This window comes from Flavobacterium chungbukense (assembly GCF_020805785.1).
In the GTDB taxonomy this organism is placed as follows: domain Bacteria; phylum Bacteroidota; class Bacteroidia; order Flavobacteriales; family Flavobacteriaceae; genus Flavobacterium; species Flavobacterium chungbukense.
Map to the genome: position 1 here is coordinate 58,404 of NZ_JAJGZV010000003.1, position 13,713 is coordinate 72,116.

At 35.0% G+C, this 13,713-nt stretch carries 9 protein-coding genes; all 9 read left to right on the forward strand.

Going from position 1 to position 13,713, the window contains the following annotated elements:
* Positions 1 to 40: 40 nt before the first annotated feature.
* The 9 genes from LL966_RS10515 to LL966_RS10555 all read left to right on the forward strand — a co-directional run bounded on the left by LL966_RS10515 (position 41) and on the right by LL966_RS10555 (position 13,678).
* On the forward strand, positions 41 to 1,561 hold the full coding sequence (locus LL966_RS10515; protein ID WP_229353015.1) for an MFS transporter: 1,521 nt from the start codon (positions 41 to 43) through the stop codon (positions 1,559 to 1,561).
* The gene (gene pgmB / locus LL966_RS10520; protein WP_229353017.1) at positions 1,554 to 2,210 is read left to right on the forward strand and encodes a beta-phosphoglucomutase; all 657 of its coding nucleotides are present in this window, start codon (positions 1,554 to 1,556) and stop codon (positions 2,208 to 2,210) included. Before LL966_RS10515 ends, pgmB begins: the two co-directional genes overlap by 8 nt.
* Positions 2,211 to 2,350: 140 nt before the next feature.
* Positions 2,351 to 4,654, forward strand: a complete 2,304-nt coding sequence (locus LL966_RS10525) for a glycoside hydrolase family 65 protein (RefSeq protein WP_229353018.1) — start codon at positions 2,351 to 2,353, stop codon at positions 4,652 to 4,654.
* Between the two features lie 28 nt (positions 4,655 to 4,682).
* Positions 4,683 to 6,797 (forward strand): glycoside hydrolase family 97 protein, encoded by a 2,115-nt coding sequence (locus LL966_RS10530; RefSeq protein ID WP_229353020.1) that lies wholly within the window; start codon positions 4,683 to 4,685, stop codon positions 6,795 to 6,797.
* A 105-nt stretch (positions 6,798 to 6,902) separates the two neighbouring features.
* A complete protein-coding gene (locus tag LL966_RS10535) occupies positions 6,903 to 8,765 on the forward strand; it encodes a glycoside hydrolase family 13 protein (RefSeq protein ID WP_229353022.1) in 1,863 nt (620 codons plus the stop codon).
* A gap of 275 nt (positions 8,766 to 9,040) precedes the next feature.
* Positions 9,041 to 10,708, forward strand: a complete 1,668-nt coding sequence (locus LL966_RS10540) for an alpha-amylase family glycosyl hydrolase (RefSeq protein WP_229353024.1) — start codon at positions 9,041 to 9,043, stop codon at positions 10,706 to 10,708.
* 227 nt (positions 10,709 to 10,935) lie between these two features.
* A complete protein-coding gene (locus LL966_RS10545) occupies positions 10,936 to 11,613 on the forward strand; it encodes a glycerophosphodiester phosphodiesterase (RefSeq protein ID WP_229353026.1) in 678 nt (225 codons plus the stop codon).
* A 204-nt stretch (positions 11,614 to 11,817) separates the two neighbouring features.
* Entirely contained in the window at positions 11,818 to 13,026 is a 1,209-nt protein-coding gene (locus LL966_RS10550; protein WP_229353027.1) for a BaiN/RdsA family NAD(P)/FAD-dependent oxidoreductase, read from the forward strand.
* Between the two features lie 4 nt (positions 13,027 to 13,030).
* Positions 13,031 to 13,678: an HAD family hydrolase gene (locus LL966_RS10555; protein WP_229353028.1), complete on the forward strand. Its 648-nt coding sequence runs from the start codon at positions 13,031 to 13,033 to the stop codon at positions 13,676 to 13,678.
* Positions 13,679 to 13,713 lie beyond the last annotated feature (35 nt).

The following is a 13,713-nucleotide window of genomic DNA, read 5'->3' on the forward strand; positions in this document are numbered from 1 at the left end:
AAGCAAAGCGCTTATCGTATAATTTTTTCAAATTACGATAATGGAAAAGCGTAAATTAAGTTTCTGGGAAATTTGGAACATGAGTTTCGGTTTTTTAGGAATACAGTTTGGTTTTGCACTGCAAAACGCAAATACTTCAAGAATTTTTGAAACCCTTGGTGCTAAAATAGATGATATTCCAATTTTATGGATTGCTGCACCTGTTTCAGGTTTAATTATTCAGCCCGTTATTGGTTATTTCAGCGATAGAACCTGGACTCGTTTAGGCAGGCGTCGCCCCTATTTTTTGATTGGAGCTATTTTATCTTCCATCGCATTGTTCGTTATGCCGAACTCTCCAACTTTGTGGATTGCAGCAGGAACTTTATGGATAATGGATGCATCGATCAATGTTTCAATGGAACCTTTTCGCGCTTTTGTTGGTGATAAATTACCCGACCATCAGCGTGCGCTAGGTTTTGTTATGCAGAGTTTCTTTATTGGTACCGGAGCCGTAGTCGGTTCTGTTTTACCTTATCTTTTTACAAATGTTTTCGATGTTAGCAACGTTGCTCCAAAAGGAATTATTCCGGATGCGGTAAAATGGTCTTTTTATATTGGCGGAATTGTTTTTCTGCTTTCAGTTTTATGGACTGTTTTTAAATCAACTGAATATACTCCTGAAGAACTTCATGCATTTGAAGCTAACAGCAAAAAAGATTTAGATAAAGATGCCCTAAATCCTGATACGGAAATTGGTGTTACGACAAAAAAACAATTGTTTTTAGGATTAGTTTTTGCCGCTATTGGAGGACTAATTTCATTTTTAATTTTTGAAAACAGTCTAGCTAAAGAGCTGTATATTTTATTCATCGGACTAATTTTTATGGGTGTTTTGTTTGTAATTGCATCTCAATTACGAACTAAGAAAGTCCAAAATGGCTTTACCATAATCATGACCGATTTATTGAATATGCCAAAAACAATGCAAAAACTAGCATGGGTTCAGTTTTTCTCTTGGTTTGCGCTTTTTTCCATGTGGATTTACACCACACAAGCCGTTACGCAGCACATTTTTGGCACAACAGACACAACTTCAAAAGTATATAATGATGCTGCCGATTGGGTTTCTGTTTTATTTACAGTTTACAACGGAATCGCTGCTGCAGTAGCTTTCTTATTGCCAATCATTGCAAAAAAAGTAGGCGTTAGAGCTACACATTTATTAGCATTATGTGCTGGAGGTATTGGTTTAATTTCGATTTATTTTATCGGTGATAAGCAAATGCTGATTCTGCCGATGTTAGGAGTTGGTATTGCATGGGCAAGTATTTTATCCATGCCTTACGCTATGCTTTCCGGAGCTTTACCAGCTGCAAAAATGGGTTATTACATGGGAGTTTTCAACTTTTTTGTTGTAATACCACAAATTGTAGCGGCTACGATATTAGGATTTGTAATTAAACAATTCTTTCACAATGAACCTATTTACGCCTTAATAATTGGAGGTGTATCGATGATATTTGCCGGATTACTTACACTTAGAGTAAATAGCAGAACTAAAATTGAAATTCATGAATAATAAAAAAGCATTCATCTTCGATCTTGACGGAGTGATCGTTGATACCGCCAAATATCACTTTTTAGCTTGGCAGAAAATTGCACAATCTCTAAACATAAATTTTACGCATGAAGACAATGAACTTTTAAAAGGCGTAAGCCGCGTTCGTTCTCTTGATATAATACTTGGATTAGGAAATGTTGAGGCTTCTCAAGAAGACAAAGACAAATGGCTGATTCAAAAAAACGAAGATTATTTATCTTATCTAGTTGACATGGACGAAAGTGAGGTTCTTCCAGGAGTTTTAAAAATTCTAAAACTATTAAAAGAGAAAAATCAAGGAATTGCATTAGGATCTGCCAGTAAAAATGCAAGACCAATTTTAGAAAAAACAGGGGTTCTGTCTTACTTCGACGTTATTGTTGACGGAAATGACGTTACGAATGCAAAACCAGACCCTGAAGTATTCTTAAAAGCGGCTCAATTATTACATATTGATCCAAAAAATTCAATTGTATTTGAAGATTCTGTTGCCGGAATTCAAGCAGCAAATATTGCAGAAATGGTAAGTGTGGGAATTGGTGAGGAAACAATTTTACATGAGGCTGATCATATTTTTAAAGATTTTACCCAAATCGAACCAAGCTTTATTGAGAAGTTAATTGGATAATTAGAAAATGTGTCAATGAGATAATTACTCTAATTGGCAAATTTTCTAATTATTTAATTACTTAATGAATGTAAAAAAGTTATTAAAAACCAAGGCAATTATCTAATTATCAAATTGCCGTACTATCTAATTAAAAAGAGATGAACCAAGATTATATAAAACCAGACAATTGGTCCATAATTGAAGAAGGATTTGATGTCGAAAGAGTAAAATCGTCTGAAAGTCTATTTAGTATCGGAAACGGTGCTATGGGACAACGCGCCAATTTTGAAGAATCCTATTCAGCAGAAACTTTCCAAGGAAGTTATATCGCTGGAATTTACTATCCAGACAAAACAAAAGTGGGCTGGTGGAAAAACGGTTATCCGAAATATTTTGCCAAAGTACTTAACGCTCCAAACTGGATTGGAATTGACATTGAAATCAACGAAGAAAATCTTGATTTAAATACGTGTACCGAAGTTAGAAACTTCCGCAGAGAATTGAATATGAAAGAAGGATGGTACAATCGTTCTTTTCAAGCAATTCTAAAAAACGGAACCGAAATTGCCGTTAACGTTCGTCGTTTTCTTTCATTAGATTTAGACGAAGCGGGAATCATTAAATACGATATTACACCTTTAAACAAAGATGCAAAAATCGTTTACAAACCTTACGTGGACGCTGGTGTAACGAATGAAGATGCGAACTGGGAAGAAAAATTCTGGGAACCGCTTGAAGTAAAAAAAGGTACAAACGAAGCTTTTGTAACGGCTCAAACGTTTAAAACGCATTTTAAAGTTACAACTTTTATGCACAATACGATTTTGGCAAATGGTGAAGACATTCATGTTTCGCCATCTACAATCGATTCAACAACAGATAAAGTTCAGTACACATACGGAACGATTATCGCAAAAGGACAAACCTCATCAATCCAAAAAATTGGAGGCTATACCGTTTCTTTAAACCATGAAAATACTTTGGCTGGAGCCGAAAAAGTAATAAAATCTGCTGTTGCTTTAGGATATGACGCTTTACTTCAAAATCAAATTGAAGCTTGGGCTAAAATCTGGGAAATGTCAGATATTACCATTGAAGGTGATGTTAAGGCACAACAGGGAATTCGTTTCAACATTTTCCAATTAAACCAAACGTATTCAGGAAAAGATTCTCGTTTGAATATTGGACCAAAAGGTTTCACTGGAGAAAAATATGGTGGATCGACTTATTGGGACACTGAGGCATATTGTATTCCGTTTTACATGGCAACAAAAGATCAGCAGGTTGCAAGAAACTTATTGACGTATCGTTACAATCAATTAGATAAAGCGATTGAAAATGCTAAGGATAATTTAGGTTTCAAAAACGGCGCGGCGTTGTATCCAATGGTAACCATGAATGGCGAAGAATGTCACAACGAATGGGAAATCACACACGAAGAAATCCATAGAAATGGTGCGATTGCTTTTGCAATTTACAACTATTACCGTTTCACGGGCGATTACTCTTATATTCCAGAAAAAGGTTTAGAAGTTTTAATTGGTATTGCACGTTTCTGGCATCAGAGAGCTTCATTTTCTAAAGATAAAAATCAATATGTGATTTTAGGAGTTACAGGTCCAAATGAATACGAGAACAACATCAACAATAATTTCTACACCAATTATATTGCAAAATGGTGTATCGATTTTGCGGCTGAACAAATTGAAAAAGTAGCTACAGAATATCCTGCAGATCACAAACGCGTTTTAGACAAAGTAAATCTTTCATCTGAAGAAATTAAAGAATGGAGAAAGGTGGCCGATGATATGTATTTCCCCATTTCAAAAGAACTTGGAATCTATTTACAGCAAGACGGTTTCTTAGACAAAGATTTAGTTCCCGTAAAAGATTTGGATCGTTCACAGCGTCCAATTAATCAAAAATGGTCTTGGGATCGTGTTTTACGTTCGCCATATATTAAACAAGCCGACGTTTTACAAGGTTTCTATTTCTTTGAAGATCATTTCTCGAAAGACGAATTAAAACGAAATTTCGAGTTTTACGAATCGTTTACTGTTCACGAAAGTTCACTTTCGCCTTGCGTACACTCTATTCAGGCAGCGGCATTAGATAAAATGGACATGGCATATACATTTTATTTAAGAACATCTCGTTTGGATTTGGACGATTACAATAAAGAAGTAGAAGAAGGTTGTCATATCACGTCAATGGCCGGTACATGGATGAGTATCGTGGAAGGCTTTGGAGGAATGCGTGTTAAAAACGATCAGCTTCATTTCTCACCAAAAATCCCAAAAGAATGGAAAGGGTATTCTTTTAAAATTAATTTCAGAAATCAAATTTTAAAAGTAGCTGTAAATCACAATGAAACAACATTTACTGTAGATGGCGATCAAGATTTAACAATTATCGTTAACGGAAAACCTGAAATTGCAAGTAAATTTGTACAAATAAATTAAATTACAATACACTAAAAATCTAAAAAACATGAAAAACTTATTTTTCGCAAGTTTAATTTTGTTTGCGTTCAGCACTGTTGCAAAAGCGCAGCAATTAAAATCACCCGAAGGCAAGTTCGTAATGGAATTTTCTCTTCAAAACGACGGAACTCCAACGTACAATTTAAAATACAAAAACAAAGAAGTTGTAAAAACCAGTAAATTGGGTCTTGAACTTAAAGATGACAAAAAATCTTTATTAAATGACTTTACAATTGCTGATACGAAAACTTCGACTTTTGATGAAACTTGGAAACCAGTTTGGGGAGAAGTAGATCACATCAGAAATCATTATAATGAATTGGCTGTCACTTTAAACCAAAAAGGAACAGACAGACAAATCGTAATTCGTTTCCGTTTATTTGATGATGGATTAGGATTTAGATATGAATTCCCAGCGCAAAAAAATCTTACTTACTTTACTATTAAAGAAGAAAGATCTCAATTTGCCATGACTGGAGATCATACTGCTTTCTGGATTCCAGGAGATTATGACACTCAGGAATACGATTACACAAAATCGAAACTATCTGAAATTAGAGGTTTATCTGAAAAAGCATACACAGCAAACGTTTCACAAAAATCTTTTTCTCCAACAGGAGTTCAGACTTCTTTGATGTTAAAAACAAATGAAGAAATCTACATCAACTTACACGAAGCGGCTTTAATTGACTATTCTTGTATGCACTTGAATTTAGATGATAAAAACATGACTTTTACCTCTTGGTTAACTCCAGATGCAAAAGGAGACAAAGGTCATATGCAAGCACCAAATCATTCACCTTGGAGAACGATTATTGTAAGCGATGATGCTAGAGAAATCTTAGCTTCAAAAATGACTTATAACTTAAACGATCCATCAAAAATTGACAATACTTCTTGGATTAAACCTGTAAAATATATTGGTGTTTGGTGGGAAATGATTACAGGAAAAAGCTCTTGGTCATATACTAATGATTACCCAACAGTACAATTGGGAGTTACTGATTTCGCGAAAGCAAAACCAAACGGAACGCACGGAGCAAACAATGCTAATGTGAAAAAATACATTGATTTTGCTGCACAACATGGTTTCGACGCTGTTTTAGTTGAAGGCTGGAACGAAGGCTGGGAAGACTGGTTTGGACATTCTAAAGATTATGTTTTTGATTTCTTGACTCCATACCCAGATTTCGATGTAAAAGGTCTGCATGAATATGCAAAATCTAAAGGTGTAAAAATCATCATGCACCACGAAACTTCAGGTTCTGTTCGTAACTACGAGCGTCACATGGATGCTGCTTACAAATTCATGAATGATAATGGATACGATGCTGTAAAAAGCGGTTATGTAGGTGATATTTTGCCAAGAGGCGAAAACCACTACAGCCAATGGATTGTAAACCACTATCAATACGCTATCGAAAAAGCAGCTGATTATAAAATTATGGTGAACGCTCATGAAGCAGTTCGCCCAACAGGAATTGCAAGAACGTATCCTAACTTAATTGGAAACGAAGCTGCAAGAGGAACAGAATACCAAGCTTTTGGAGGTTCTAAACCAAATCACGTAACGGTATTGCCATTTACACGTTTAATTGGTGGCCCAATGGATTACACGCCTGGAATCTTCGAAATGGATATCAGTAAAATGAATCCAGACAACAAATCGCATGTAAACAGTACAATTGCAAATCAATTGGCATTATATGTTACGATGTACAGTCCGTTACAAATGGCTGCTGATACTCCAGAAAACTACAACCGTTTTCCAGATGCATTTCAATTTATTAAAGATGTGGCTGTAGATTGGTCAGAAAGTAAATATATTGAGGCTGAGCCAGGAGATTTTATCACTGTTGCTCGTAAAGCAAAGGGAACAAATAACTGGTTTGTTGGAAACGTAAACGGAGAAACGCCACGTACTTCAAACATCGATTTCAGTTTCCTTGAAAAAGGTAAAAAATATACAGCAACCATTTATGCTGATGCAAAAGATGCGCATTACAAAACGAATCCGCAAGCTTACACAATCAAGAAAATTGCTGTAACAAACAAATCAAAATTATCTCAGTTTTCTGCTCCTGGAGGAGGTTATGCGATAAGCATTATTGAAAACAAATAATTAATAAACCATATAAGAAATGTAAGTCCATTTAAATAGAAATCTCCCCCAATTTTTGTCTTAAATGTTCTTACATTTCTTATATGGTTTAAATTCATTTTTACTATGAAAACCCAAAAAACATCACTTATCTATAAATTAGTTCTATTGGTTTTGTTGTTTTCCGCTTCCGCGAAAGCGCAAATCCAAAAAGTAGAACCGCCATTTTGGTACGCTGGAATGAAAAATTCAGAACTGCAGATTATGTTCTACGGAAAAAATATTGCACAATATGAAGCTTCGGTTTCGAATAATGTTGTGATTAAAAATGTAGAAAAAACAGAAAATCCAAACTATCTATTCGTAACAATTGATACAAAAGACATAAAAGCTTCTGAATTGGTTTTCTCTTTCAAAAACAATAATAAAATTGCCTTTAAACAAAAATATGCTCTAAAAGAAAGAAGAGCAAATTCGGCAGACAGAAAGAGTTACGACGCATCTGATTTGATGTACTTAATCATGCCAGATCGTTTTGCTAACGGAAATCCTAAAAACGACAGCGATGCTTCTTTAACTGAAAAAGGAAACCGTCAAGATCCAAGCGGACGTCACGGCGGCGATATCGAAGGAATTATTAAAAACTTAGATTATATTTCTTCTCTTGGTGCGACTACAATCTGGAGTACACCTTTATGTGAAGACAACGACAAACAGCATTCGTATCATACGTACGGACAATCGGATGTTTACAAAATCGATCCACGTTACGGAACAAACGACGATTACGCTCGTCTATCGTCAGAAATGCACAAAAAGAATATGAAATTGGTTATGGATTATGTTACGAATCACTGGGGAATTACACACTGGATGATGAAGGATATTCCAACCAAAACATGGTTCAATCAATTCGAAACTTTTACACAAACACATCACCGTCGTGAAGTAATTACAGATATTCACGCTTCTAAAATAGATCAGGAAGTTTGTGTTGACGGTTGGTTTGTACCTTCAATGCCAGACTTAAATCTTAGAAATCCTTTGGTTGCAAAATACTTAACTCAAAACGCTATTTGGTGGATTGAATTTGCGAATCTTGACGGATTTAGAGTTGATACTTATAATTATTCGGATAAAACGGCAATGGCAAATTGGGCAAAATCAATTACAAACGAATATCCAAATTTTAATATTGTGGGTGAAATCTGGATGCACAACCAGGCGAATTTAGCTTTTTGGCAAAAAGACAGTAAAGTTGGTGCGATTGAAAACTACAATTCAAATCTTCCAAGTGTAATGGATTTTACACTTCAAAGTCAGATTACTTCTGCTTTCAACGAAAATGAACCAAGCTGGGACAACGGATTGATCAAATTCTACAACAATTTTGCGATGGATTTTTTATATCCAAATACCAATAACATTTTGGTTTTTTCCGAAAATCATGATACCGATCGTATGAACGATAAGTTTAAATATGATTTACCAAAATATAAACTAGCAATGACTTTGTTGGCAACAGTTCGTGGAATTCCACAAATCTATTACGGTTCAGAAATCGGAATGGGCGGTGATAAAGGAAAAGGCGGTGATGCTGATATTCGTCAGGATTTCCCAGGAGGATGGGCTGGAGATAAAAACAACGCTTTTACAAAAGAAGGAAGAACTAAAGAACAAGCAGCTTTCTTTGATTTCAGTTCAAAATTATTCAACTGGAGAAAATCGAATGAAGCAGTTCATTTCGGAAAAATGACGCATTATATTCCTGAAAACAATACTTATGTGTATTTCAGATATACAGATACTAAAACGGTAATGGTAGTTTTCAATAACAATGCAAAAGAGCAGGTTGTAAAAACAAACCGTTTTAAAGAAAGCATCAAAAACTTTAAATCAGGAAAAGATGTTATCACAGGAAAAACATTCGATTTAGCTACCGAAATCACTTTAGAACCAAAATCAGCTTTGGTTTTAGAATTGGAATAATTTTAAACACACAGCATATAACGTAGAGGCGCACTGCAGTGCGTCTACGCAAAGGATTTTAGCCACAGATTAATACGATTAACACAGATTTTATTCTCCACGACACGAGCGAAAGCGAACTGGCGAAGCAATTTTCCGAATTTTCACTAATTTATTTTGTATATAATAATTCGTGGAAATTTGTGCAATTCGTGGCAAACGAAAAAAATCCTTTTAAATCTTTTAATCTGTGGCTATTTTTTTCAACACAATGCATCCTAAAATATTCTAAAATAATGAAAAAATACACTTTCCTTTTTTTATCTTTAGTATACTTAACAATGAGTTGTTCTGGCTCAAAATCAGTTTCAATGAATAAAGACAATACTTCGAAAACACCTTTCGTTTGGGAAGGGGCAAATGTTTATTTTTTACTTACAGATCGTTTTTACAATGGAGATACTTCAAACGATGTCAATTTTAACCGTACCAAAACTCCTGGAAAACTACGTGGATTTGAAGGCGGAGATATCATCGGAATAACCAAAAAAATAGAATCAGGATATTTTGAAAAACTAGGAATAAATGCCATTTGGCTTACGCCGATTGTCGAGCAAATTCACGATGGAGTTGACGAAGGAACAGGATTGAGTTATGGCTTTCACGGTTATTGGGCAAAAGACTGGACGGCTCTCGATCCAAACTTCGGAACCAAAGAAGACTTAGCCAATTTGGTTAAAAAGGCACACGAAAAAGGCATCAGAATAGTTCTAGACGGCGTAATCAATCATACAGGACCCGTAACTCCAGAAGATCCCGTTTGGCCTTCAGACTGGGTAAGAACAGGCGTTGTCTGCGATTACAAGTCATTTGAAAATACTACAATGTGTACTTTGGTAGAAAATCTTCCAGATGTAAAAACCGAAAGTACTCAAAATGTAGAATTGCCTCCTTTTTTAATCGAAAAATGGAAAAAAGAAGGCCGTTATGAAAAAGAAATTGCTTCATTGGATGAATTCTTCAAAAGAACAGGATATCCAAGAAGTCCAAAATATTATATCATAAAATGGCTTACCGATTATATTCTTGAATTCGGAATTGACGGTTATCGTGCCGATACCGTAAAACATACCGAAGAAAGCGTTTGGGCCGATTTCAAGAAAGAATGTGACTATGCATTTGAAACTTGGAAAAAACACCATCCAATGCAGGTTTTAGATCAAAATCCGTTTTACACTATTGCAGAAGTTTACGGTTACGGAATCAGCGGCGGTCAGGATTATGATTTTGGAGATAGAAAAGTAAATTATTTCCAAAACGGTTTTAACAGCATGATCAATTTTGAATTTAAATGGAATGCTGCTCAAAGCGATCACGAAGGTTTATTTTCTAAATATTCCAATGCTTTAAATAATGAATTAAAAGGATATTCTGTCCTTAATTATATGTCTTCGCACGATGACGGCCAGCCTTTTGATGCAACTAGAGTAAAAGGTATTGAAGCTGGAACCAAATTATTGCTTTCGCCGGGAATGTCGCAAGTTTATTATGGTGATGAATCGAATCGTTCTTTGGTAATTGAAGGAACAAATGGAGATGCCACTCTACGTTCGAATATGAATTGGGATGATATTCAGAACAATTCTGAAACACAGAAAACACTTTTGCATTGGCAGAAATTAGGGCAATTTAGAAGAAATCACCCTGCAGTTGGAGCGGGCGTTCACCAACTGATTAATCCGTATCCTTATACTTTCTCCAGAACATTTACAAAAGGCTCTTTTACAGATAAAGTCGTTATGGGAGTAGATTTGCCAAAAGGCAGAAAAGAACTTCCAATTGGCGATATCTTCCCAAACGGAACAAAACTAAAAGACACATACTCGAATCAAGAAGTCGAAGTAATTGATGGAAAAGTGATTATTGAGAGTGATTTTGATATTGTTTTACTGGAAAAGATTTAACTGCAAAGTTTTTTAGCCACAGATTATTAAGATTAACACAGATTTGTCTGCCACAAATTCCACGAATTTCCACGAATTAATTTATCATATTTAAATTTGTGAAAATTCTTGCAATTCGTGGCGAAAGAAAAAATCCTTTTAATCCTTTAATCTGTGGCTAACTTTTTTTATAATCCTTGCGACCTTTGCGTAAAACTTTGCGACCTTTGCGGTTAAACAAAGAACACATGCTCAAGATTGCACATCGAGGCGCCAAAGCCTACGAACCTGAAAATACTTTACAAGCTTTTCAAAAAGCCTTAGACCTAAATTCAGACGGAATTGAACTTGATGTTCACTTAAGCGCTGACGAAGATATTATCGTAATTCACGACGAAACCATAGACCGAACAACCAATGGAAAAGGTCTTGTAAATGATTTTACTTTAGCAGAATTAAAATCGTTTTTGATTGATGGGAAATTCCAAATCCCAACTTTAAACGAAGTTTTTGATTTGGTTGACAAAAAATGTCTGATCAATATCGAATTAAAAGGTTTAGGAACTCCAAGTAAAGTTGTGACGTTAATTGAGGAATATATTTCAGAAAAAAACTGGAATTACAATCATTTCATCATTTCAAGTTTTGATTGGAATATGCTGCAGGAAACATCCAATTTAAATCCAAATATTCCAATTGGTGTTTTAACAGAAGAAAATCTGGATACCCCTTTGGCTTTCGCCGAAAAAATAAAAGCAAAAGCCATTCATCCTGATTTTAATTTATTGAATGAAGAAAATGTTCATCAAATTCAGGAAAAAGGTTTTCTAGTTTTACCTTGGACAGTAAACTCCGAAAAAGACATTCAAAAGGTAAAAAGTTACAACGTAAACGGAATTATCTCTGATAATCCAGACAAAATATAAATATAGCCACAGATTTGTTTGCCACGAATTACACGAATTGACACAAATTTTAATATTATAAATAATTCGTGGAGATTAGTGAAATTCGTGGCGAAAGAAAGAATCCTTTTAATCAGTATAATCTGTGGCAAAAAAATTAGTGCCAATTCGTGACCCGAGCGATAGCGAACAGGCGAAGCAAATTCGTGCCAAACCAAAAAAAATATGATCAAAAATTTCGACATAATCATCGTTGGCGGAGGCGCTGCAGGATTTTTTACCGCAATTAATATTGCAGAGAAAAATCCGAAACTTAAAATTGCCATTTTAGAAAGAGGAAAAGAAGTGCTTTCTAAAGTGCGTGTTTCTGGTGGCGGACGTTGCAACGTAACACACGCCTGTTTTGAACCCAACGAATTAGTAAAATTTTATCCTCGCGGCGAAAAAGAACTTCGCGGACCTTTCCATCAATTTTGTTCGGGAGACACCATCGAATGGTTTGAAAAACACGGTGTAGAATTAAAAATTGAAGAAGACGGCAGAATGTTTCCCGTTTCTAATTCTTCCCAAACGATAATTGATTGTTTTCTAAAAGCAACTGAAAAATTAGGCATAAAAGTACTTACAGGACAAAGCGTACAATCGATTTTCAAAAAAGAAAATCACTGGAAAATTGACACACAAAGCGACAATTTCGCTACGGAAAAATTGGTAATGGCAACAGGGAGCAATCCAAAAATTTGGGAAATGCTTCAGGAACACGGACATGCTATCGTGAGCCCCGTTCCTTCCCTATTTACTTTCAATATCAAAGATGCTCGAATTAAGGAATTACCAGGCGTTGCTGCAAAAGTTACTGTTAATATCAAAGACACCAAATTAGAATCGACAGGACCTTTATTAATTACACATTGGGGAATGAGTGGACCCGCAATCCTGAAACTTTCGGCTTGGGGTGCACGTATTTTACACGATAAAAATTATCAGTTTACCATTTTTGTCAATTGGTTAAATGATGTTGATTTTGAAGATGCCGAAAAAATTCTAAAAGACCTAAAACAAGAACACGCAAAAAAAGCCGTTTCTAAAAAATCTCCTTTCGACTTTCCGAATCGTTTATGGGAAAGTCTTGTTTTAGCTTCTGGAATTGAAACGGAGACCAAGTGGGCAGATTTATCTAAAATTCAATTGCAGAATCTGACTTTACAATTAACCAAAGCAGAATTTAAAGTAAACGGAAAAAGTACTTTTAAGGAAGAATTTGTAACGGCTGGCGGAATCGATTTAAAAGAAATTAACTTCAAAACGATGCAAAGTAAAATTCATGAAAACCTTTATTTTGCTGGCGAAATTGTCAATATCGATGCCATAACTGGAGGTTTTAATTTTCAAAATGCCTGGACAAGCGGGTTTATTTTAGCCAATAATATTTAATAGAATGAAATTTAAAGGAATTATTTTTGATTTAGACGGAACGCTAGTCAATTCATTAGAAGACATTTCAGATGCAATGAACACTGTGCTGAAAGGTCTAAATTACCCAACTCATACTTACGATACGTATCAATATTTTATAGGAAGCGGTTTGCGAAATCTAGTCAGCAAAGCACTTCCTGCAACAAACAATTCAGACGATCAGATTGAAATTTGTTTTGAATGCATGGTTAACGAATATCGTGAAATGTGTACTGTAAAAACAAAACCGTACGAAGGTATTCTAGAATTGTTGGAAAACCTGAATTCACAAAACATCAAAATGGCTGTTTTCTCGAATAAAGCCGATGAATTGACTAAGAAAATAGCATCAGAAATATTTCCAAATTCTTTTGACACAGCGGTTGGTTTAAGCACAGAAGAATTAAAAAAACCAAATCCGTTTGAAGCTGTGGAAATCAGTAAAAATTGGAATTTAAAACCAGAAGAAATCCTTTTTGTCGGAGATTCTGATATTGATATGAAAACGGCAATTAATGCTAATATGTTTCCAGTTGGCGTTACTTGGGGTTACAGAACCGAAGATGAATTAAAAAATAGTGGTGCAAAAGCAATTATTAATAATGCTTCGGAATTAATTGATATTTTATAAAACTCAACTATTTTATTAACAAGAATTTACAGATT

Coding starts and splice junctions, on each gene's coding strand:
- LL966_RS10515 (WP_229353015.1), top strand. CDS start 41: ATGGAAAAGCGTAAATTAAGTTTCTGGGAAATTTGGAACATGAGTTTC.
- pgmB (WP_229353017.1), top strand. CDS start 1,554: ATGAATAATAAAAAAGCATTCATCTTCGATCTTGACGGAGTGATCGTT.
- LL966_RS10525 (WP_229353018.1), top strand. CDS start 2,351: ATGAACCAAGATTATATAAAACCAGACAATTGGTCCATAATTGAAGAA.
- LL966_RS10530 (WP_229353020.1), top strand. CDS start 4,683: ATGAAAAACTTATTTTTCGCAAGTTTAATTTTGTTTGCGTTCAGCACT.
- LL966_RS10535 (WP_229353022.1), top strand. CDS start 6,903: ATGAAAACCCAAAAAACATCACTTATCTATAAATTAGTTCTATTGGTT.
- LL966_RS10540 (WP_229353024.1), top strand. CDS start 9,041: ATGAAAAAATACACTTTCCTTTTTTTATCTTTAGTATACTTAACAATG.
- LL966_RS10545 (WP_229353026.1), top strand. CDS start 10,936: ATGCTCAAGATTGCACATCGAGGCGCCAAAGCCTACGAACCTGAAAAT.
- LL966_RS10550 (WP_229353027.1), top strand. CDS start 11,818: ATGATCAAAAATTTCGACATAATCATCGTTGGCGGAGGCGCTGCAGGA.
- LL966_RS10555 (WP_229353028.1), top strand. CDS start 13,031: ATGAAATTTAAAGGAATTATTTTTGATTTAGACGGAACGCTAGTCAAT.